The sequence below is a fragment of the Pseudolabrys taiwanensis genome (genome assembly GCF_003367395.1).
Lineage (GTDB): Bacteria > Pseudomonadota > Alphaproteobacteria > Rhizobiales > Xanthobacteraceae > Pseudolabrys > Pseudolabrys taiwanensis.
On record NZ_CP031417.1, the window covers coordinates 4,456,121 to 4,476,306 of the forward strand.

At 63.6% G+C, this 20,186-nt stretch carries 20 protein-coding genes; 8 read left to right on the forward strand and 12 right to left on the reverse strand.

Features of this window, described 5'->3' with window-relative positions; translation table 11 throughout:
* Positions 1 to 126: 126 nt before the first annotated feature.
* The 3 genes from dapE to DW352_RS21225 all read right to left on the reverse strand — a co-directional run bounded on the left by dapE (position 127) and on the right by DW352_RS21225 (position 2,836).
* Positions 127 to 1,287 carry a succinyl-diaminopimelate desuccinylase gene (dapE, locus tag DW352_RS21215; RefSeq protein WP_115693197.1) on the reverse strand — a complete coding sequence of 387 codons (1,161 nt, stop codon included), beginning with the start codon at positions 1,285 to 1,287 and terminating at the stop codon, positions 127 to 129.
* Positions 1,288 to 1,294: 7 nt separating this feature from the next.
* Positions 1,295 to 2,140, reverse strand: coding sequence for a 2,3,4,5-tetrahydropyridine-2,6-dicarboxylate N-succinyltransferase (dapD, locus tag DW352_RS21220; RefSeq protein ID WP_115693198.1), 846 nt, complete (start codon positions 2,138 to 2,140; stop codon positions 1,295 to 1,297).
* A gap of 141 nt (positions 2,141 to 2,281) precedes the next feature.
* On the reverse strand, positions 2,282 to 2,836 hold the full coding sequence (locus tag DW352_RS21225) for a peroxiredoxin (protein ID WP_115693199.1): 555 nt from the start codon (positions 2,834 to 2,836) through the stop codon (positions 2,282 to 2,284).
* Positions 2,837 to 3,308: 472 nt separating this feature from the next.
* Here DW352_RS21225 and DW352_RS21230 point away from each other — a divergent pair, with 472 nt between their 5' ends.
* From DW352_RS21230 to DW352_RS21245, 4 genes are all read left to right on the forward strand, one after another.
* Complete coding sequence (locus DW352_RS21230) at positions 3,309 to 4,103, forward strand: transporter substrate-binding domain-containing protein (RefSeq protein WP_115693200.1); 795 nt, start codon at positions 3,309 to 3,311, stop codon at positions 4,101 to 4,103.
* Between the two features lie 239 nt (positions 4,104 to 4,342).
* Positions 4,343 to 5,005: an amino acid ABC transporter permease gene (locus tag DW352_RS21235; RefSeq protein WP_115693201.1), complete on the forward strand. Its 663-nt coding sequence runs from the start codon at positions 4,343 to 4,345 to the stop codon at positions 5,003 to 5,005.
* Between the two features lie 3 nt (positions 5,006 to 5,008).
* On the forward strand, positions 5,009 to 5,659 hold the full coding sequence (locus tag DW352_RS21240; protein ID WP_115693202.1) for an amino acid ABC transporter permease: 651 nt from the start codon (positions 5,009 to 5,011) through the stop codon (positions 5,657 to 5,659).
* Positions 5,646 to 6,374: an amino acid ABC transporter ATP-binding protein gene (locus DW352_RS21245; protein ID WP_115693203.1), complete on the forward strand. Its 729-nt coding sequence runs from the start codon at positions 5,646 to 5,648 to the stop codon at positions 6,372 to 6,374. Before DW352_RS21240 ends, DW352_RS21245 begins: the two co-directional genes overlap by 14 nt.
* Positions 6,375 to 6,427: 53 nt before the next feature.
* Here DW352_RS21245 and oxlT read toward each other — a convergent pair whose 3' ends face one another.
* From oxlT to DW352_RS21270, 5 genes are all read right to left on the reverse strand, one after another.
* On the reverse strand, positions 6,428 to 7,732 hold the full coding sequence (gene oxlT, locus DW352_RS21250; RefSeq protein ID WP_115693204.1) for an oxalate/formate MFS antiporter: 1,305 nt from the start codon (positions 7,730 to 7,732) through the stop codon (positions 6,428 to 6,430).
* Between the two features lie 336 nt (positions 7,733 to 8,068).
* Positions 8,069 to 8,779 carry a pyrimidine 5'-nucleotidase gene (locus DW352_RS21255; RefSeq protein ID WP_115693205.1) on the reverse strand — a complete coding sequence of 237 codons (711 nt, stop codon included), beginning with the start codon at positions 8,777 to 8,779 and terminating at the stop codon, positions 8,069 to 8,071.
* A gap of 66 nt (positions 8,780 to 8,845) precedes the next feature.
* A complete protein-coding gene (gene argB, locus DW352_RS21260; RefSeq protein WP_115693206.1) occupies positions 8,846 to 9,730 on the reverse strand; it encodes an acetylglutamate kinase in 885 nt (294 codons plus the stop codon).
* A gap of 72 nt (positions 9,731 to 9,802) precedes the next feature.
* Positions 9,803 to 10,168, reverse strand: a complete 366-nt coding sequence (locus DW352_RS21265; protein ID WP_115693207.1) for a DUF423 domain-containing protein — start codon at positions 10,166 to 10,168, stop codon at positions 9,803 to 9,805.
* Positions 10,169 to 10,213: 45 nt separating this feature from the next.
* On the reverse strand, positions 10,214 to 11,407 hold the full coding sequence (locus DW352_RS21270) for an FAD-dependent monooxygenase (RefSeq protein WP_115693208.1): 1,194 nt from the start codon (positions 11,405 to 11,407) through the stop codon (positions 10,214 to 10,216).
* A gap of 206 nt (positions 11,408 to 11,613) precedes the next feature.
* On the opposite strand from DW352_RS21270, the gene DW352_RS21275 reads away from it, so the two are divergent.
* Positions 11,614 to 12,585, forward strand: coding sequence for a Bug family tripartite tricarboxylate transporter substrate binding protein (locus tag DW352_RS21275; protein WP_115693209.1), 972 nt, complete (start codon positions 11,614 to 11,616; stop codon positions 12,583 to 12,585).
* A 138-nt stretch (positions 12,586 to 12,723) separates the two neighbouring features.
* On the opposite strand, the gene yihA is transcribed toward DW352_RS21275, so the two are convergent.
* The 4 genes from yihA to rpmH form a co-directional block, all read right to left on the reverse strand.
* A complete protein-coding gene (gene yihA, locus DW352_RS21280) occupies positions 12,724 to 13,374 on the reverse strand; it encodes a ribosome biogenesis GTP-binding protein YihA/YsxC (RefSeq protein ID WP_115693210.1) in 651 nt (216 codons plus the stop codon).
* Positions 13,375 to 13,535: 161 nt separating this feature from the next.
* Entirely contained in the window at positions 13,536 to 15,371 is a 1,836-nt protein-coding gene (gene yidC, locus DW352_RS21285) for a membrane protein insertase YidC (protein ID WP_115693211.1), read from the reverse strand.
* Entirely contained in the window at positions 15,368 to 15,718 is a 351-nt protein-coding gene (rnpA, locus tag DW352_RS21290; protein ID WP_115693212.1) for a ribonuclease P protein component, read from the reverse strand. Before rnpA ends, yidC begins: the two co-directional genes overlap by 4 nt.
* 34 nt (positions 15,719 to 15,752) lie before the next feature.
* Positions 15,753 to 15,887, reverse strand: a complete 135-nt coding sequence (gene rpmH / locus DW352_RS21295) for a 50S ribosomal protein L34 (RefSeq protein ID WP_115693213.1) — start codon at positions 15,885 to 15,887, stop codon at positions 15,753 to 15,755.
* Between the two features lie 361 nt (positions 15,888 to 16,248).
* Here rpmH and DW352_RS27185 point away from each other — a divergent pair, with 361 nt between their 5' ends.
* From DW352_RS27185 to DW352_RS21310, 3 genes are all read left to right on the forward strand, one after another.
* A complete protein-coding gene (locus DW352_RS27185) occupies positions 16,249 to 17,028 on the forward strand; it encodes a response regulator transcription factor (protein ID WP_210209872.1) in 780 nt (259 codons plus the stop codon).
* A 195-nt stretch (positions 17,029 to 17,223) separates the two neighbouring features.
* Positions 17,224 to 18,654: a dihydrolipoyl dehydrogenase family protein gene (locus DW352_RS21305; RefSeq protein WP_115693214.1), complete on the forward strand. Its 1,431-nt coding sequence runs from the start codon at positions 17,224 to 17,226 to the stop codon at positions 18,652 to 18,654.
* A gap of 14 nt (positions 18,655 to 18,668) precedes the next feature.
* Positions 18,669 to 20,153, forward strand: a complete 1,485-nt coding sequence (locus DW352_RS21310; protein WP_115693215.1) for a sensor histidine kinase — start codon at positions 18,669 to 18,671, stop codon at positions 20,151 to 20,153.
* Positions 20,154 to 20,186: the final 33 nt, after the last annotated feature.

Consider the following 20,186-nt stretch of genomic DNA (forward strand, 5'->3'; position numbering starts at 1 on the left):
GTGGCCTGGCCTCATGGATTGCCGGGTCAAGCCCGGCAATAACAGCGGGGGGGCCGTGCACAGCCCGTCCCCGGCTCGGACCTAAAAGTCCTTGCCACCCTCTCCCCGTGAAGGACGCGGAGAGGGTTAAGCGAAATACCGGTCGATGATCTTGCGATAGATCGTGGTCAGTGCGCGCAGGTCGGCGAGCGGCACGCGCTCGTCGACGGCGTGCATCGTCTGGCCGACGAGGCCGAACTCCACCACCGGACAATAATTGGTGATGAAGCGCGCATCCGACGTGCCGCCGGTGGTCGACAGCTCCGGCTTGCGGCCGGTGACGTCGGCCACCGCCGTTGCCACCAATTCGGTGAACGGCCCGGGCTGCGTCACGAACACATTGGCGTTCGACGGCTCCCATTTGAAGCTGAAGTTGATCTTGCCGCCTGACGCCTTGGCGGCGCGGCCTTCGATCAGCGTCCTCAGCGATTCCTGCGTATGGCAATCGTTGAAGCGGATGTTGAAGCGCGCGCGCGCCTCGCCGGGAATGAGATTGACCGTCTTGTTGCCGACGTCGATCGAGGTGAACTCGAGGTTCGATGGCTGGAAGTTGGCGTTGCCGGCATCGAGCGGTTCGTTCTGAATAGCATCGACCAGCTTGACGAGGCCGCGGACGGGATTGTCGGCCCGCTGCGGATAGGCGACGTGACCCTGTTTGCCGTGCACGATGAGCGTGCCGTTGAGCGAGCCGCGCCGGCCGATCTTGATGGTGTCGCCGAGTTCGTCCTGATTGCTCGGCTCGCCGAGAATGCAATGGTCGAACGTCTCGCCATGTTCCGCCACCCAGGTGAGCAGCTTCGGCGTGCCGTTGACGGCGATGCTCTCTTCGTCGCCCGTGATCAGGAATGAGATCGAGCCCTTCTTCGGCTTGCCGCCATTGGCGGCGAGATGATCGAGCACAGCGGCAACCGCGCAGCCGATGCCGCCCTTCATGTCGACCGCACCGCGCCCGTACAATTCGCCTTTATCGATCTCGCCGGAGAACGGCGCATGCCGCCACGCCGTCTCATCGCCTGGCGGCACCACGTCGGTGTGTCCGGCGAAGACGAGGTTCGGCGCCTCGGTGCCGATGCGCGCGTAGAAGTTCTCGACGTCGTCCGTGCCCGGTTCGCTGAACGTCATGCGATGCACGGTGAAGTCGGCGGCCTTCAGCGTCTTCTCAAGGAACGCCAGCGCGCCACCTTCCGCCGGCGTGACCGACGGACAGCGGAGCAGATCGCGGGTGATGGCAACGGGATCGGCGGACATATGCGCCCTAGTCCCTCAGCAGCTCGTTGATGCTGGTCTTGGAACGGGTCCTCTCGTCCACGCGCTTGACGATGACGGCGCAATAGAGACTCGGTCCGAAATTGCTGCCCGGCATCGCATTGCCCGGCAAGGTGCCTGACACGACGACGGAATAGGGCGGCACTTCGCCGTAGAAAATCTTGCCGGTCGCACGATCGACGATCTTGGTCGACTGGCCGAGATAGACGCCCATGCCGAGCACGGAGCCTTCGCGCACGATCACGCCTTCGACGACTTCCGAGCGCGCGCCGATGAAGCAGTTGTCCTCGATGATGACCGGACCCGCCTGCAGCGGCTCCAGGACGCCGCCGATGCCGACGCCGCCCGACAGGTGCACGTGCTTGCCGATCTGTGCGCAGGAGCCGACCGTCGCCCAGGTGTCGACCATGGTGCCGGTGTCGACATAGGCGCCGAGGTTGACGAAGGACGGCATCAGTACGACGCCCGGCGCGACATAGGCGGAGTGCCGCACGACCGAGCCGGGTACGGCGCGGAAGCCTTCCTTCTTGAAGCGCGCGGCGGTCCATCCTTTGAACTTGGAATCGACCTTGTCCCACCACTTGGCGCCGCCGGGGCCGCCGGGGATCACCGCCATGTCGTTGAGTCGGAACGACAGCAGCACGGCCTTTTTGAGCCACTGGTTGACGTGCCAGGAGCCGTCAGCTTGGCGCTCGGCAACGCGGGCCTTGCCGGAATCGAGCAGGTCCAAAGCGGTATCGACCGCTTTACGCACGGCGCCTTTGGTCTTCGGGCTGATCTTGTCGCGGCCTTCGAAGGCCTCGTCGATGGTCTTTGCAAGCTTGTCGTTGGACATGGGTTCCCCGAGCCTGTTTGGCTGCGGGTTGTCGGGGGAAGGCGGGGCGCTGTCAAGCCGCGCCGGCCGATCGTCCTGAGCGCTTGCGATCGTGAAAAAACGCCGGCCGCGCGCGGCGGCCGGCGCCCGGGACGGGTGTTCTCAGGCGACCTTGAGGGTCTCGCCGCCAACCTCGCGGTTGCACGGGCAGAGCTCGTCGGTCTGCAGCGCGTCGAGGACGCGGAGCGTGTCCTTCGGATTGCGGCCGACATTCAGGTTGGTCGCGTAGACGTGCTGGATGACGTTGTCCGGATCGACGATGAAGGTATAGCGGAACGCAACGCCGTCCGGCGAGCGCACGCCGAGGCCGTCGACGAGCGAGCCGTTGGTGTCGGCAAAGCTCCAGATCTTCAGCTTGTGCAGATCCTTGTGATCGCGCCGCCACGCGAGCTTGACGAATTCGTTGTCGGTCGAACCGCCGAGCACAACGGCGTCGCGATCTTCGAAATCCTTGGCGAGACGGGCGAATTCGGCGATCTCGGTCGGGCACACGAAGGTGAAGTCCTTCGGATAGAAGAAGATGACCTTCCACTTGCCCGGGAAGCTCGCTTCGGTCAGCGGCTCGAAAGCCGACTGGCCGTTCTCTTCATGAAACATGAATCCTGGTTTGACGCCGACGACCGAAAACGTCGGCAGCTTTTCGCCAATCCCGATCATTCTTGAAACCTCCTGACGTGGCATCCTGACGGCGCCCGCGATATGGATTTTGCCGATGCAGACGGCGATCGCCGTGCACCACGCTGATTCGTCTAAGTACAAAGTTCAATGAAGCCAACAGGGTACCGCCGGTCTCTAAAGACGAGGCGAACGCTCATCGCGCATAAAAGTTGCAGCGCGGCAAATCAGTTGCAGTCGCAACCCTTTGGAAAAACTGAGTGAAAGCGCTTGGTGCGATGACGTATGCGCGCGCATGCCGCAAGCCATGGCCTTCGAAGATGCGTGGGCATACCGCCCATGCCTGCGCAATTTGATGTGCCTCAATGAATGGTACCCAAGCGCTTCAATTCCCGATCAAAACAGATGCGGGCACAACTGGCGCGTGGTATTAATTGCAGATGATGCGGAGCCGAGGCCGCGTCAATCATGCTCACGGCGGCGACCGGTCGCCGTCTTCCTCGGAGATTCCTTCATGTCGATTTCGTTGCGCTCGGTGTCGGCTCTCGTCGCCGCCTTAACCGTGCTTGCTCTTGCGTCTGTCGCCAAGGCCGATGGCCTCGATTCCATCATGGCGGCCAAGGTGATCAAGGTCGCGGTGCCGCAGGATTTTGCGCCATTCGGCTTTGTCGGCAAGGACCTCAAGCCGCAGGGTTACGACATCGATATGGCGAATCTGATCGCCAGGGAGCTCGGCGTGAAGGCTGAACTCGTGCCGGTGACCAGCGCGAACCGCATCGCTTATCTCCAGACCAAGAAGGTCGATCTGGTCATTTCCAGCCTCGGCAAGAATGCCGAGCGTGAGAAGGCGATCGACTTCTCGGCGCCATATGCGCCGTTCTATTCGGCGGTCTACAGCCCGAAGGGCAAATATCCAGATGTGAAGGTGCTTGCCGATCTTGCCGGCAAGACGGTCGGCGCTGCCCGCGGCACCATCGAGGAGCAGGAGCTGACCTCGACCGTTCCGAAAGATACGACGATCAAGCGCTTCGAGGACAACAACGCGACGATCGCGGCCTATATGTCCGGCCAGATCGATCTCGTCGCCACCGGCAACACCATCGCCGCGGTGATCGCCGAGCGCAATCCGGCGCAGGCGCCGGAGATGAAGTTCATGGTCAAGAATAGCCCTTGCTATGTCGGTCTCAACAAGGATGAGCCGAAGCTGCTCGCCAAGGTCAACGAGATCATCGGCAAAGCCAAGGCGTCGGGCGAACTGGCCAAGCTGTCGGAGAAGTGGCTGAAGGCGCCGCTGCCGGCCGGCTTCTGATCGCGCTTGGTGGCGCAGATGCGTCCCACATCTGAACGGCGGTCGTCGTTGCGCCCTCTCCCCTTGCGGGAGAGGGCATCGCCGTGCTGTTCCCATGCTCGGATGGGTGAGGAGTTTCTGCCCAACCCCTCATCTATTCTTTCCAGTTGCGATGCCGAGCTGCCCTTCCCCACGAGGGGAGAGGGCGCATATCCGAGTGCCGCATACACGACGGCCGACATGAATGTGGGGCGTTCGCCGTGATCTACAAGCTGCAATTCGGCGACCTGCTGCCGTACTGGGACGTGCTGCTGCAGGGGCTCATCTTCACCATCGTGTTGACGGTCGTGTCGACGATTGCGGGCATCGCGGTCGGCACAGCCTGCGCGTCGGCCCGTACCTTCGGGCCGAAATGGCTCGGTGCCACCGTCGTCGTCTATGTCGAGCTGATCCGTAACACACCGTTCATCGTCCAGCTCTTCTTCATCTTCTTCGGCCTACCGGCGGTTGGCGTGAAGCTGCCCGAATCGACGGCGGCCTTCATCGCCATGGCCATCAATCTTGGTGCCTATTCGACCGAGATCATCCGCGCCGGCATCGAGGCGGTGCCGAAGGGACATGTCGAAGCCGGCGTCAGCCTGGCCATGAGCAAGTGGGAGGTGCTGCGCCACGTCGTGCTCAAGCAGGCGTTCCGCAAGGTCTATCCGGCGCTCTCCTCGCAGATCATCATCGTGATGCTTGGCTCCGCCGTCGTGTCACAGATTTCGGCGCCGGACCTGACCTTCGCGGCGAACTTCGTGCAGTCGCGCAACTTCCGTGCCTTCGAGGTCTATTTGCTCGCCGCGCTGCTCTATCTCCTGCTCGCCGTCGCGACCCGTGCCATCCTGCGCGGCCTCGGCCGTCGGCTGTTCAAGGCGGGCTGAGCCATGGATGATTTCACGTTCTGGGACATCCTCTCCAATCTGCTCGATGCCATGGTCTGGACGATCGCGCTGTCGCTCATCGCCTTCGTCAGTGGCGGCATCGTCGGGCTGATCCTGTTGTTCATGCGCACGTCGCAGGTGCCGTGGCTCGAAATTCCGACCAAGCTTTACATCGAGTTCTTCCAGGGCACGCCGCTCTTGATGCAGCTCTTCCTGTTCTTCTTCGGTGTCGCTTTGTTCGGCATCGAAGTGAGCCCGTGGCTCGCGGCTTGGCTGGCACTCACCTTCTGGGCCAGCGCCTTCCTCACCGAGATCTGGCGCGGCTGCGTCGAATCGATCCCAAAGGGGCAGTGGGAAGCATCCTCGTCGCTCGCCATGAGCTATATCGAGCAGATGCGTTACGTGATCCTGCCGCAGGCTGTGCGCATCGCGGTCGCGCCGACGGTCGGTTTCTCGGTGCAGGTGGTCAAGGGTACGGCGCTCGCCTCGATCATCGGCTTCGTCGAACTCACCAAGGCCGGCACCATGCTCAACAACGTGACGTTCAAGCCGTTCCTCGTCTACTCGCTGGTCGCGGCGATCTATTTCTGCCTGTGTTTCCCGCTCTCCTGGTACGCCAAGCGCCTGGAAGGACGCCTCAATGTCGCTCGTTAGCATCCGTGACGTCAGAAAGAGCTTCGGCGAACTCGAAGTGCTCAAGGGTGTGTCGCTGGAGATTGCCAAGGGCGATGTGGTGGCGATCATCGGCCGTTCCGGCTCTGGCAAGAGCACGCTGCTCCGCTGCGTCAATGGTCTCGAGACCTATCAGTCTGGGGCCATCCTCGCCGACGGCATCGAGGTCGGCGGCCTGCACACCAAATTGCGCGAATTGCGTCGCCATGTCGGCATGGTCTTCCAGCAGTTCAACCTGTTCCCGCATCTGACGGCGGCCGAGAACGTTATGCTGGCGCCGATGGTGGTGAACAAAGTGCCGAAGAAGGAAGTGCGGGCGCTCGCGGCCGAGATGCTGGCCAAGGTCGGCCTGTCCGATAAGATGGACTCCTATCCGAGCCAGCTGTCCGGCGGTCAGCAGCAGCGTGTCGCCATCGCGCGGGCGCTGGCGATGCGGCCGAAGGTGCTGCTCTGCGACGAAATCACCTCGGCGCTCGATCCCGAGCTGGTCAACGAAGTGTTGCGCGTCGTCGAACAGCTTGCCCGCGAGGGCATGACGCTCATCCTGGTGACGCACGAGATGCGCTTTGCCCGCGATGTCGGCACTTCGCTCGTCTTCATGCACCACGGCAAGGTGCACGAGCAGGGGCCGCCCAAGGAGGTCTTTGCCGCGCCGAAGACGCCGGAACTGGCGCAGTTCATCGGGTCGATTAATTGACATTGTCATTCCGGGACGGCGCGAAGCGCCGAACCCGGAATGACCGGCTGTAATCACACCGCGTGAGCGAGCTTGGTCGCCTCGCTCGTCGCCACGCGCGAACGCAGCGGCTTGAGCACGAACAGCGCTAGCCCGACGACGATCAGGTTCATCAGTGCCGTGACGATGAACACGGCGTGCCAGCCTCCAGTCGAGGCCTTGATCATGTTGGCGACGGGCACGAGAAACGCCGAGGCGCCTTTGGCCGTGTAAAGCAGGCTCAGATTCACGGTTGCGAATTTCGGGCCGAAGCTGTCGGTGCAGGTCGAGGGGAAGAGGCTGAATATCTCACCCCAGGTGAGGAAGATCAGCGCGGCGAAGACGACGAATGCCCACGGCGCGGTACCCATCGAGCCGAGCAGCCAATACGATACCGCGCCGAGCCCGAAAGCGATGGCCATGGTGTATTCGCGGCCGATGTGGTCGGAAATCCAGCCGAACAGCGGACGTGCCGCGCCGTTGCACACATTGTCGACGATGAGCGCCACCGACAGCGCCGTCGCGCCGAACAGGATCGCGGTGTTGGCGACGTTGAAGTCCTTGGCGATCAGCGCGATCTGCGCCGTCGCCATGAGGCCGCTGGCCGACACCAGCACGAACATTACGTACAGCAGCCAGAACACCGGCGTCTTCAGCATTTCCGTCGGCTTATAGCTCTTGCTCGACTGCACGACCTTGGGCGGCGCGAGCATCGTCATCGTCTTGATCTCTTCGGCGTGCGGCGCCCGGAGCAGCCACGCGAGCAGAAACACGACCGCGCCTTGCACGAGACCGAACCAGAAGAAGGCCGTCTCGTAGCCGCTCGAGGCGATCACCGAACGGATCGGCACGACAGTCAACGCCGCGCCGGCGCCGAAGCCGGCCGCCGTCAGTCCGACGGCGAGGCCGCGGCGATCGGGAAACCACTTCACGGCCTGACCGACGCCGGTCGCATAGACCGCGCCGCCGCCGATGCCCGAGAGCACCGCGCCGAGATACAGCATGGTGAGCGTGTCGGCTTTGGAGTTGACGATCCAGCCGGCGGCGATCATGAGGCCGCCGAATGCAACCATCAGTTTCGGTCCGGTTTGAGGGCCGAGCCGATCGACGATCCAGCCCTCGAGGGGCGTCAGCCATGTTTCCAGCGCCACGAAGATGCTGAAAGCGAGTTGGATGCTGGCGACCGACCAGCCGTGTCTCTGCTGAATAGGCTGCACGAACAACGTCCAACCGTATTGCAGGTTGGCGATCATGATCATGCAGATGACGCCGGCGATGAGTTGGGTCCACCGCTCGCGCGTGAGCGAGCTGCCTAAGGGGCGTGCGACTCCATTGGGCATTGTTTTCTCCTTGCGTTTCCTGAGCCGTTTTTTTGGTTTTTGACGTGGTGCGCGGCGACTACCGTCATGACGTGCCGTGGATCGGCTGGCGCCGATCTATGCGCTGTCATGTGATGATAAGCGCTAAAGCTGCGCAGCTCGGCCTTCACAGCCGCTGCATTGTCGACGAACAGTGCCTGATCTCGCCCGAAGGCGACAGCCACGTGCATTCAACCAGCTTTATTCAAGCGCGCCCCGCTTGTGACTGAAATGTTGTCGCACGATCTTGAACGGTCAAGCGCAAACGGCGGTGTGGACACGCAAGCGTGTCATAAAAATCCGCGCGTTCTATCTATTCTAAAGTCGTAGAGTAGCAAGCAAACGTTCGATAAATACAACGATATTCTCGGTCACGTAGTCGATATGGGGCGCATCGCGCCCCTCGAGCTCCCAGCTCTCCCTGAACACCTCGCGCTGACCTTCCGGCACCACCAGCACGGTCGCCATGCCGAGCCGGTGCGGCACTTCGAGGTTGCGCGCGAGGTCCTCGAACATTGCGGCTTTGGTCGGATCGACCGCGTGGCGCTTGAGGAAGCGTTCGTACACCTGCGGCAGCGGCTTGGGGTCAAGATCGGCGGCGGCGATGTCGAACACGTCTTCGAAGTGATGATCGATCTCGAGCCGCTTCAGTACGTTCTGCGCGTGCTTGCGCGTGCCGTTGGTGAGAATGAGCTTGCGCCCCGGCAGCTTTTCGATGGCGTCGCCCAGCCGCGGGTTGGGTGTGAGCGGCGAGTGGTCGATTTGGTGCACGTATTCCAGATAATCGTCCGGGTGCATGCCATGCTCGGCCATCAGGCCGCGCATGGTCGTGCCGTAACGCTTGTAATAATCCTTCTGCAGCCGGAAGGCGTCTTCCTTGGAGATCTTCAGGAAGTCGGCGACGTAGGAGCGGATGCGCTCGTCCACCTGGTGCCAGAGATTGAGGTGGTGCGGATAGAGCGTGTTGTCGAGATCGAACACCCAGCTCTCGACATGATCGAACGTACGCGGTGTGGAAGGGGTGTTCAAAACAGCTCCTCTGTCATTCCGGGACGGCGGGAGCGCCGGCGCCCGGAATGACGGTTTGCGTCAGATTTACCGATGCACCAGCGTGCCGAGACCGTGGTCGGTGAGCAATTCGAGCAGCACGGCGTGCGGGACCTTGCCGTCCATGATCACCACGCCCTCGACGCCCTGGTCGAGTGCGTAGATGCAGGTCTCGACCTTCGGGATCATGCCGCCGGAGATCGTGCCGTCGGCGATGAGTTTGCGCGCGTCGGCGATCGACAGTTGCGGGATGAGCTTCTTCGACTTGTCGAGCACGCCCGGCACGTCGGTCAGCAGCAGCAAACGCTTGGCCTTGAGCGCGCCGGCGATAGCACCGGCGAACGTATCGGCATTGACGTTGAAGGTGCCGCCCTGCGCCGAGGTGGCGACCGGGGCCAGCACCGGGATCATCTCGCGGCCGATGATCTGGTTGAGGATCGTGAGGTCGACCTTGTCGGGTTCGCCGACGAAGCCGAGGTCCACGACCTTCTCGATGTTGGAATCGGGATCGATCACGGTGCGCGTGACCTTCTTGGCCTGCACCATGTTGCCGTCTTTGCCGCACAGGCCGACGGCTTTGCCACCGGCGGCATTGATGTGGCTGACGATCTGCTTGTTGATCGAGCCGGCGAGCACCATCTCGACGATCTCAACGGTGGCCTCGTCGGTGATGCGCAGGCCGGCGGCGAACTCGGACTTGATGCCGAGCTTCTTGAGCATGGCCGCGATCTGCGGACCGCCGCCGTGCACGACCACGGGATTGATCGCGGTCTGCTCGAGCAGCACGATGTCCTTGGCGAAGTCGCGCGCAAGCGATTCCTCGCCCATGGCATGGCCGCCGTACTTCACCACGACGATTTCCTCGTCGTACTGCTGCATGTGCGGCAGCGCCTCGGACAGGATGCGTGCCTGTTCTTGCGGATCGGTGCTCATGACGGTTTTGTGGCGGTTCTCGGTTGGCCGGGTGCGCCCTTTTAACGATCCCGGTGGCGGGGCGAAAGGGTCTTAGCTTGATCGCAGCGCCGCCAGCGCCGCCGCCGCCAGCACCAGCCAGCTCACGATCAGGATGGTGCCGCCGGTGGGCGCCGCCATCGGGAACAAGCGGTGTCCGAGATAGGCCCGCGCGGCGACGTCCGCCGCGAACAGCCCGGCGCCGACGACGAAGCCGCACAAGGTGACGAGCGCGATCGGACGCACCAGCAGGCCCGCGCGGGCTGCAACCGCCGCGGCGATCACGGCGGCGGCATGCAGCAGCAGCAGGTAGCCGGCGCTGTCGAGGCCGGCCCCTGGCTTGCCGTGCGCGCCCGCCGCGGCGAGCACGACGCCGCAGGCGCCCATCAAACCGGCGAGAGCGAGGAGGATCGGCTCCATTTCAATAATCCTGCTGCAACGGGACCGGCGCCGGCTTGGACGCCGTTAGGAGGCCAGCGCCAGCGCGGCTTCTTCCGCCTGCGGCACCACGTCGAAGTCGTACAGCTTCTTGCGGAAGTTTGCATGCGCGGCGATCTCGGCGTCGCGCTTGGCAAGGTCGGCGAAACCCGACACGCCGTCATAGCGCAGCCCGTTCTCGCGCGCGCCGCGCTGCACCTGCGCAACGCGCTCGCGCCGCAGCCGCTCATAGGCTTCCAGCGCCGCCGGTATGGATTGGCTGTCGCTGCGCGCCAGGATCGTCGCCAGCGCCATGCCGTCCTCGATCGATTGGTTCGCGCCCTGGCCGAGATGCGGCAGCATCGGATGGGCGGCATCGCCGAGCAGCGTCAGCCGGCCTTTGGTCCAGGTCGGCAGCGGCTCGCGGTCGTAGAGCGCCCAGCGAAATGTCTTGTCGACCTGTGCCAAGAGCTTTTCGACGCGCGGGTCCCAGCCGGCAAAGTCGCGACGCAGCGCGTCGGGATCTCCCGGTGCCGACCACGATTCCTTCATCTCCTGGTCCGCCGGCACGAAGCCGACAAAATTGATCAGCTTGCCGGCGCGCAGCGGGAAGACGAGGAAGTGTTTGCCCTTGCCGAGCCACATCTGCCAGCGGTCGACCGGCCAGTCCGGCACGCGTTCGTGCGGCACGGTGCCGCGATAGGCCGAGGTGCTCGAGAAGACCGGCGTCGATGGCGGAAAGACGTGCGGGCGCAATTCCGAGTGGATGCCGTCGGCGCCGATGACGATGTCGGCTTCGGTGCTGGCGCCATTCGCGAATGTCACGCGCGCTTTGCCGCCCTCCTGCGTGAAGCCCACGCAGCGATGTCCGGTGTTGACGGCGTTTTTCGGCAACGCCGCCGCGAGAAAATTGACGAAATCGGCGCGGTGCATGCCGAAGGTCGCGTTCCAGCCGGACGAGTCCGTCACCTGCACGGGAGCGATCGACGTGCCGTCATCGCGGAAATAATGCGAATTCGGCCCAACGCGCGCGCCCCATTTTTCGACGGCGGGACCAAATCCCAAACGTTCCAGGTGACGCACGCTGTTGGGCGTCAGATAGACTCCGGCGCCGACTTCGCCGAGTGCGGGCGCCTGTTCGTATACCGACACGTTCACGCCCTGCGCGATGAGCGCATTCGCCGCGAACAAGCCGCCGATGCCGCCGCCGACGATCACAACATTTGGCTTTGAATTTGCCATTCCCACACCTTGACTTGAAGCGTCTGCTCGTTGCCGAGAGACATGCGCGTTTCCCTGCTCGGAGGTTACGTCACCGTGGGCGAATTTCCAACTCGCCGCGCACAGGGGCTATCGACACGGACCGAATGCCGCGTGTTATATGCGCGAGAGATTTGAAGCCCGCCCATACGAAGAACGCGGGCCGTCACGACGTTGGGAGGAACTTGATGCACCGAGCAGTTTGTGCCGCGCTTGCGCTGACTTTGGCTATCGCTTCGTTTGCCGGCGGCGCGCATGCGCAGGCTTATCCGGATCGCCCGGTGAAGATCGTCGTGCCGTTCCCGGCCGGCGGCACGGCCGATGCCGTGCCGCGCCTGGTGGCGGATTGGCTGTCGAAGAAATGGGGCCAGCCGGTTCTGATCGAGAATCGCACCGGAGCGGCCGGTAATATCGGCGCGGAGACGGTGTTTCGCGCGGAGCCCGACGGTTACACGCTATTGTCGGCGCCGCCGCCGCCGCTCGTGATCAACCAGAGCCTCTATCCGAAGCTCGGCTACGACGCGAACAAGTTCGACCCCATCATCGTGATCGCGCAGGTGCCGAACGGTCTCATCGTCAATCCGGACAAGATCAAGGCGAACACGGTCGCCGAGTTCATCGACTACGTGAAACAGAATCCGGGCAAGGTCACGTCGGCGACGCAAGGCAACGGTACCACCTCGCATCTGACGTCGGAGTTGTTCGCGCTGATGGCGAAGGTGAAATTCAGCAACGTGCCGTACCGCGGTTCGGCGCCGGCCTTGCAGGATCTTCTCGGCGGCAATGTCGACGTGATGTTCGACAATCTCGGCGTCTCGCTGCCGCTGGTGCAGGCCGGAAAGCTCAAGCTGCTGGCCGTCGCCTCGGCGAAGCGTATGCCGGCGCTGCCGAACGTGCCGACGCTAGCGGAGACGCTGCCCGGCTTCGAAGCCGTCGCGTGGTATGGCATTGTCGCGCCGCCCGGCACGCCGAAGCCGATCATCGACAAGATCAATGCCGATGTGAACGAGGCTCTCGCTCAGCCCGAGATGAAGGATCACCTCAGGAAGCTGTCGGCGGAGGTTTTCGGCGGGTCGGTGCAAGAGACCGCGAAATATATGCGCGAAGAGGTCGCGCGCTGGGGCGGCGTCATCAAGGCTGCCGACATCAAGGTGCAGTGAGTGGCACTCGCTCGCCTTGGGCGGTTACTGTCCGCTCGTCCCCGCGAAAGCGGGGACCCAGAAGCCCAAGGATAAATTATTTCAAATGCAACGCCGGAGCGCGCTGGCGGGGGCATGAGCGACGTGGGACGAGCCGCGTTAGCGCCGCTCCATCAGCAGCCGTGCGATGGCCGCTCGCAGCTCGGGGATGCCGCTCCCGTCTTCCGACGAGGTGACGAGCACGCCGGGAAACGCCGCCGGGCGTTTGGCGAGCGCGGCCTCCACCTCGGCGATGCGTCCGGCGAGCTCTGACTTCTTCACCGCGTCGCACTTGGTGAGCACGATCTGATGGCTGACCGCGGCGCTGCCGAGCGCGTCGAGCGTCGGGTCGTCCGTGTCCTTCAGGCCGTGCCGCGCATCGATGAGCACATAGACGCGTGCGAGATTGCGGCGGCCGATGAGATAATTGTGGATCATCTTGGTCCAAGCCGCGATCTTCGCCTTGGCCGCGGCGGCATAGCCGTAGCCCGGCATGTCGACGATGGTCAGGTCCTGGCCGCCGGAGAAGAAGATCAGCTCCTGCGTGCGCCCCGGCGTACGCGAGGTTCGGGCCAAGGCCTTGCGACCGGTGAGCGCGTTGATCAGGCTCGATTTGCCGACATTGGAGCGGCCGGCGAAGGCGATCTCGATGCCGCGCATCGGCGGCAGCGACTCGGACGTACCGGCGGCCGCGAAGAACTGCCAGTCGGTGCTGAACAGCTTGCGGCCAGTCTCGATCTCGTTGCGGGTAAAGTCGGCGGTGTCCGTCATCGTGTGTCGTTCTGCATATCGGGCTTTGAGGCAGTTAGCAGCTTGGCCCCGGTCCCTGCTTTTGCGGGGACGAGCGACGTATGGGGCAGGGCGCTCGGCCACTATAAACGAAATGGCCGGGACGAGCCCGGCCATTGTGTCGATCGGTTGTCGCGCCGCCGCTATGTCTGCGGCTTCTTCCTGACGAACACCGCTTTGATGTTGTCCCATAGCTCGATCTTGGCGCCGTGGCGGCTCATGATGAAGGCCTGCTGCGTCACCGACAGCGAGTTGTTCCAGGCCCAGTAGATCACGAGACCCGCCGGGAAGCTCGCCAGCATGAAGGTGAAGATCACCGGCATCCAGTTGAAGATCATCGCCTGCGTCGGATCCGGCGGCGCGGGGTTGAGCTTCATCTGCAGCCACATGGTCACGCCCATGATCAGCGGCCACAGGCCGAGATGCAGGAAGTGGCCGATCACCGGAACGACCGTCGGATCGTAGTGGAGCAGGCCGAACAGCGTGAACAGGTTGGTCGGATCGGGCGACGACAGGTCGTGGATCCAGCCGAAGAACGGCGCGTGGCGCATTTCCAGCGTCACGAACAGCACTTTGTAGAGCGAGAAGAAGACCGGGATCTGGATCGCGATCGGCAGACAGCCGGCCAGCGGATTGATCTTCTCCTTCTTGTATAGCTCCATCAGCGCTTGCTGCTGCTTCACCTTGTCGTCGCCGTAGCGCTCGCGCAGGGCCATCATCTGCGGCTGCACGGCCTTCATCTTCGCCATCGAGGCGTAGGACTTGCTCGCCAGCGGGAAGAAGATGAGCTTGATCAGCAAGGTGACGATCAGGATCGCGACGCCGAAGTTGCCGACCACCCGGTAGAGATAGTCGATCACCATGAACAGCGGCTTGGTGATGAAGTAGAACCAGCCCCAATCGATCAGCAGGTCGAAGCGATTGAGCTTGAGCTGCTTTTCGTAGTCGTTGACGACCGCGACTTCCTTGGCGCCGGCGAAGAGCCGCGCGTCGGCCGCACCGGTCGCACCGGGCGCAACGGTGACGGCATCGAGCAGGTAGTCGGTCTGGTAGGTCTTCAGCGTGCCGAGGGTGCCGGTGGAGAAGCGGGCCTTCAGACGCGCGTTCGTGTCCGGCAGCAGCGTCGCGGCCCAATATTTGTCGGTGATGCCGAGCCAGCCGTTGGTGACGTCGAAGTTGACGGTCTTTTTGTCGTCGATGTTCTTGTAGGTGTATTCCTGCAGGCCTTGATCGCCGAGCACGCCGATCAAGCCTTCATGCAGGATGTAGTAGCCGGCCGTGTGCGGCGTGCCGTGACGCGAAATAAGGCCGTAAGGATAGAGCGTGACGGGCGCGCCGCCCTTGTTCACCACTTCGTCCTTGAGCGTGAAGACATACTTGTCGTCGACGGCGATGGTGCGGCGGAACTCGAGGCCTTCGCCGTTGTCCCAGGTGAGCGTCACGGGCTTGCCGACGGCGAGAGCGCCGGAGCCCGACTGCGTCCACACGGTATCGGCCGTCGGCACTTTCACATTGCTGCCGCCGCCGGTGGTCCATCCGAATTCGGCGTAGAAGGGATCGCCGGTGCCGGAGGGCGAGAGCAGGAAGATCGGCGGTGACTTCGGATCGACGGTTTCGCGGAACTTGATCAGAGCCAAGTCGTCGATGCGGCCGCCCTTGAGGGCGATGGAGCCCTCGAGGCTGTCGGTCTTGATCGCCACGCGCGGGGAAGCGGCAAGCGCGGCGGCGCGGCTGAGGCTGGTCGCAGGCGCTGTGGTCGGCCCGCCTGGCACCTGCGGCGTCTGCCCGTTGGGCGCGCCCTGCGGCGGCGCTTGAACCGGCTGGCCGGGCTGCTGCGGCTGTGCGGCCTGTTTCTGTTCCTGCTGCTGGAGCTGCTCCTGCCGTGCCTTTTCCTGGGGCATGCCCACGAAATACTGCCAGCCGATCAGCACCAAAGCCGACAGGACGATCGCGAGAATGGTATTCTTATTGTCGGTCATCGGGATCCTGTATCGCCGTTGCGCCCCGCATGGGCTCGTCGCAACGCCCCCCTGAAGTCATGCGCGATTCGCTCAAAAGGCACGGTGAGCGCCGCCCGCCGGCCGATTACCACGTAATCGTGTCCGCTTCTTAGCCCATCCGATGGGGCGAGTCGCACAATCTCCCGCAAGCGTCGCCGCACCCGGTTCCGCTCCACGGCATTGCCGACCTTTTTCGAGACGGTAAAGCCGATCCGAACCGGGCCTTCATCGGCGCGTTTGCGTGCTTGCAGCACAAATGCCGCGGCCGGGACCTTGGTCCCGGTTGCCGCGGCTAGAAAGTCCGCCCGTTGCCGCAATCGTTCCATAGGGAGCAATGCGCGGGCTCAAAAGCAATGCCCGTCAGGCGGAGAGACGCTTACGCCCACGCGCGCGCCGGGCCGCCACAACCTTTTGGCCGCCTTTGGTCGCCATACGCGCGCGGTAACCGTGACGGCGCTTGCGCACGAGCTTGCTCGGTTGATAGGTCCGCTTCACGTCGAATTCTCCGCTGATTGCGCCAGGCGGGGTGCGAAAAGGTGCCCCAAACCGCCAAAAGCCCGAACATCCGTCCGGGCCGGCACACGAATTTGCGCGGCTTATAAGGGAGGGGCCGCGTGCCGTCAATGTCGTTACGCGCCGCCGCCAAGGTGTTGGCGGGAGAGGCTTTTGTGGCTGCCGGTTGCGGGTGAGCGGAGGCGAGGGGCTGGGCGCTGGCGCGGCAATGTGCGTCACCCGTAAAAGTGCGGCTGCGAGGGCAAAGTGCCGAGTCGGCATCCCTTCCGTTACCGCCCCCGGAGAAAAATATTTCGCTAACGTCAATGCCAGGCGGCGCTGGTCCGAGAAGCGCAAAGCTTGGGTGGCCGACCTCGAGCGACGGTGTGTCAGCAATGGGCTTGGTATGACGGGCGGCGTAGCGACGGCGATCATCGCGCCGCATTTGCTTGTTCGCGAAACGCTGGTCTCCGTGGTCGAGGGGTATTGCTACCGCGTCGTTTGCGGCATCGGTTCCGTCGATGAGGTCGCGAACACCGCTGCCATTGCCGGCGGCGGGCCGAGGCTCGTGATCCTCGGCGAGCAATCCATCGCAGCGGCGATCGATGGAGCGGCAGAGATCCGCAGGCGATGGCCGGATAGCAAGATCGTTCTGTTGTTCGCGCACGCGTCTCCGGAGGACGTTCAGAGGCTGCTGCTTTCGGAGATTGACGGCTGCGTTCCGTCAAGCGTGTCACCCGATACGCTTATTCGTGCGCTGGATGTCGTCATGAGCGGTGATGGGCGCGTGATGATCTTGGCCAGCTCGCGCCAGTGTTCGATTCAGCCGCCGATGCGCGAGAGCAGGGAGATCGAGGTTCTGCCCGCCAAGAACGGCGGCGGCTGTGCGTCTTCGCGCCTGCATCCGCGGTTGTCGGGCCGTGAAACGCAGATCCTGGACGGACTCGTGCGCGGTCAGACCAACAAAGTCATCGCACGCGCGTGCGACATCACCGAAGCCACGGTGAAAGTCCACATGAAGTCGATCCTGCGCAAGATCAAGGTGACGAACCGCACGCAGGCGGCGATCTGGGCGCTCGAACACGGTTATTCGGCCGACGAGATAAAGGATCGCCTGTTGCGCGCGGCCGAAGGGGCCGTCTGATCGCGACGCTGCACGTCGTGATCTGCCCGTCATGACGCACCGGCCTCGAAGCAACGCGCCGCATCGATCGATCTCGTGGCCGCCGCGCAGCCGTTATGGCCTGTTTCCCCGTCGCTTGCCGGTGTATCTCATGCCCTCGTGCATGCGCACGGTCATCGTGATTCTCGGGCTATCGTCGATCGAAAGAGCTGGGGCATGGCGGAAACACTCACCCCCGACATATGCGTGATCGGTGGCGGCGTCGGCGGTCTGTCGGCTGCCACCGCTGCGGCAGCATTCGGTGTTCCGACGGTGCTGATCGAACGCGACGTGCTGGGTGGGCAGCACCTCAACACCGGCTGTGTCCCCACGACGGCGCTGCTGGCCGCGGCAAAGCGCGCCGCCGCAGCGCGCGATTCGCACGCCTTCGGCGTGAAGGCATCCGGTGTCGAAGTCGACTTTGCCGTTATCCATCGGCGCATTCACGATGCGATCGCGCGCCTGTCGCCCAACGGGTCCGTGGAGCGTCTTGCCGGCTTCGGCGTCCGCGTGATCAAGGGCGAGGCGATGTTCAAAGACCGCCGGACGGTCACGGTGGGGGACGACGTCGAGATCCGCGCGCGCCGCTTCGTCCTCGCGACCGGATCGCGGCCCGTGGTGCCATCGATTCCCGGCCTCGACACGGGTCCTTATCTCACCACCGATACAGTGTTCGCGCTGGAGCAGCTGCCGGCGCGGCTCATTATTATCGGCGCCGGGCCGGCCGGCGTGGAATTGGCGCAAGGTTTCCGCCGCCTCGGCAGCGACGTGACCTTGCTCGGGACGGGCGAAGCGCTTGCCGACAGCGATCCGGAAGCGGCATCTATCGTGTTGGCGCAGCTCGAGCGCGAGGGCATTGTCGTCAAGACAGGCGTTGCCCTCGTCCACGTGTCGCACATCTCACATTCGGTTGCTCTCACCATCGAGATCGACGGGCGGCAGGAGATGGTCGAAGGCAGCCATTTGCTGATCGCCGCCGACCGCAAGCCGGCGACGGAGGGCCTCGGCCTCGATGCCGCGCGCATCAAGCACGACGTGTCCGGTATCAGGGTGAACGGGAAGCTGCGGACATCGAACGGACGCGTCTACGCGATCGGCGATGTCGCAGCGGGACAACCGCGCTGTGCCAGCGCCGCGACGTATCATGCGGGTCTTGCCGTCCGGAATGCGTTGTTCCGGCTGTCGCCGCGCGTCGCCGACTCGGCGGTGCCTTCGGTCGTCTTCACCGAACCGGAATTGGCGCGCGCCGGGCTGACCGAAACGCAAGCCCGTCAACGTAAACTCAAATACCGCATTCTGCGCTCGCCCTACCACGATAACGATCGCGCCCAAGCCGAGGGCCGCACGCATGGTCAAATTAAGGTAATAGTCGACAAGAAGGGTACGATTTTAGGCGTTACCATCGTCGGTGCTCAGGCGGGTGAAACGATCGCCGCTTGGTGTCTCGCCATCGCGCAAGGCATGAATATTCGCGCGATGCTGGATGTCGTGCTGCCATCTCCGACCTTCGCGGAAATTGGCAAACGTGTGGCGATCGACTTCTTCGCGCCAAATTTGACGCGCCCATGGGTGCGGCGCATCATTACGTGGTTACGAATCCTCGGTTGAGACGTCTTGATCAGATGAGCGAGCCAGCGGGCGAAGCTTCAGTGCAGAGCGCGCCGCGTCGTGGGCGGCCGGCTCGCCTTGGCTTGTCGGGTAAGCTGCTGTTTCTGACAGTGCTGTTCGTAATGCTGGCGGAAATCCTGATCTACGTGCCGTCCATCGCGAACTTTCGGCTGAACTGGCTGAACGACCGGCTTGCCGCCGCGCATACGGCTGCGCTTGTTCTCGATGCCGCGCCGAGTGGCATGGTGCCCGAAAGCCTCGCCAAGCAGATACTCGACAGTATCGGTGCACGCGCCGTGGCCATCAAAATGGGCAGCCAGCGAAGGCTGCTCGCTGCGTCCGATCTGCCCTCGCAGATCAAGACCGACATCGACATGCGCGACATCCGCTGGTGGCGCGCGATCGCGCACGCCTTCAAGACGCTGTTCATCGACGAGCCTGACGATCTGATGCGAGTCGTCGGTCCGGCGCCGATGCGCGGCGACTTCCTGGAGATCGTGCTTGACGAGGGTCCGCTGCGCCGGGCGATGGTGACGTTCTCCATCAACATTCTGCTGCTGTCGTTGGCGATCTCCGGCATCTCGGCGATGCTGGTGTTCTTCGCCCTGCATTATTTGCTGGTGCGGCCGATGGAACGCCTCACTTCCAACATGGTGGCGTTCCGCGCCGATCCGGAGAACCCAGCGCGCATCATCGACAGCTCCGGTCGGAATGACGAGATCGGTACGGCCGAAGAGGAGCTCGCTGCCATGCAGCGCGAGCTCGCCACCATGCTGCATCAACAAAGCCGGCTCGCGGCGCTCGGCCTCGCGGTGTCGAAGATCAATCACGATCTACGTAACCTGTTGGCTTCGGCACAGCTCTTCTCGGATCAGCTTTCGACTTTGCCCGATCCGAAGGTGCAGCGCTTCGCGCCCAAGCTGATGCGCGCGATCGAGCGCGCGATCGCATTCTGCCAGTCGACACTCTCCTATGGCGGCGCGCACGAACCGCCGCCGGAGCGCAAGACCATTCAGCTCGAGCAGTTGATCGACGAAGTGCACGAGGCGCTGGGCTTGGGTCTCGACGTGCCGATCCGTTGGATCGTCGCGGTCGAACGCGGCCTCACGGTCGATGCCGATCACGACCAGTTGTTCCGCGTGCTGGTGAATATCACGCGCAATGCCATGCAGGCGCTGGATGCCCGCGGCACGCGCGATCCCGCCCGCGATCAAATCCGCATCACCGGCCGGCGCGAAGGCAGCGTGGCGGTGATCGAAGTGTCCGATACCGGTCCGGGCGTGCCGGAGAAGGCGCGCGCTCATCTTTTCCAAGCGTTCCAGGGCTCGACACGGCCTGGCGGTTCTGGGCTCGGCCTCGCCATTGCCGCCGAGCTTGTGCGTGCGCATGGCGGCGAGATCCATCTGGTGCCAGGCACGATCGGCGCGACCTTCCGCATCACGATTCCCGACCGTGCGGTTGATCTCACCGCACGCCGCGGCGAACGCGCCAGCGCCTGATCCGGAGCATTCGGCTCTCACAAAACCTTCACG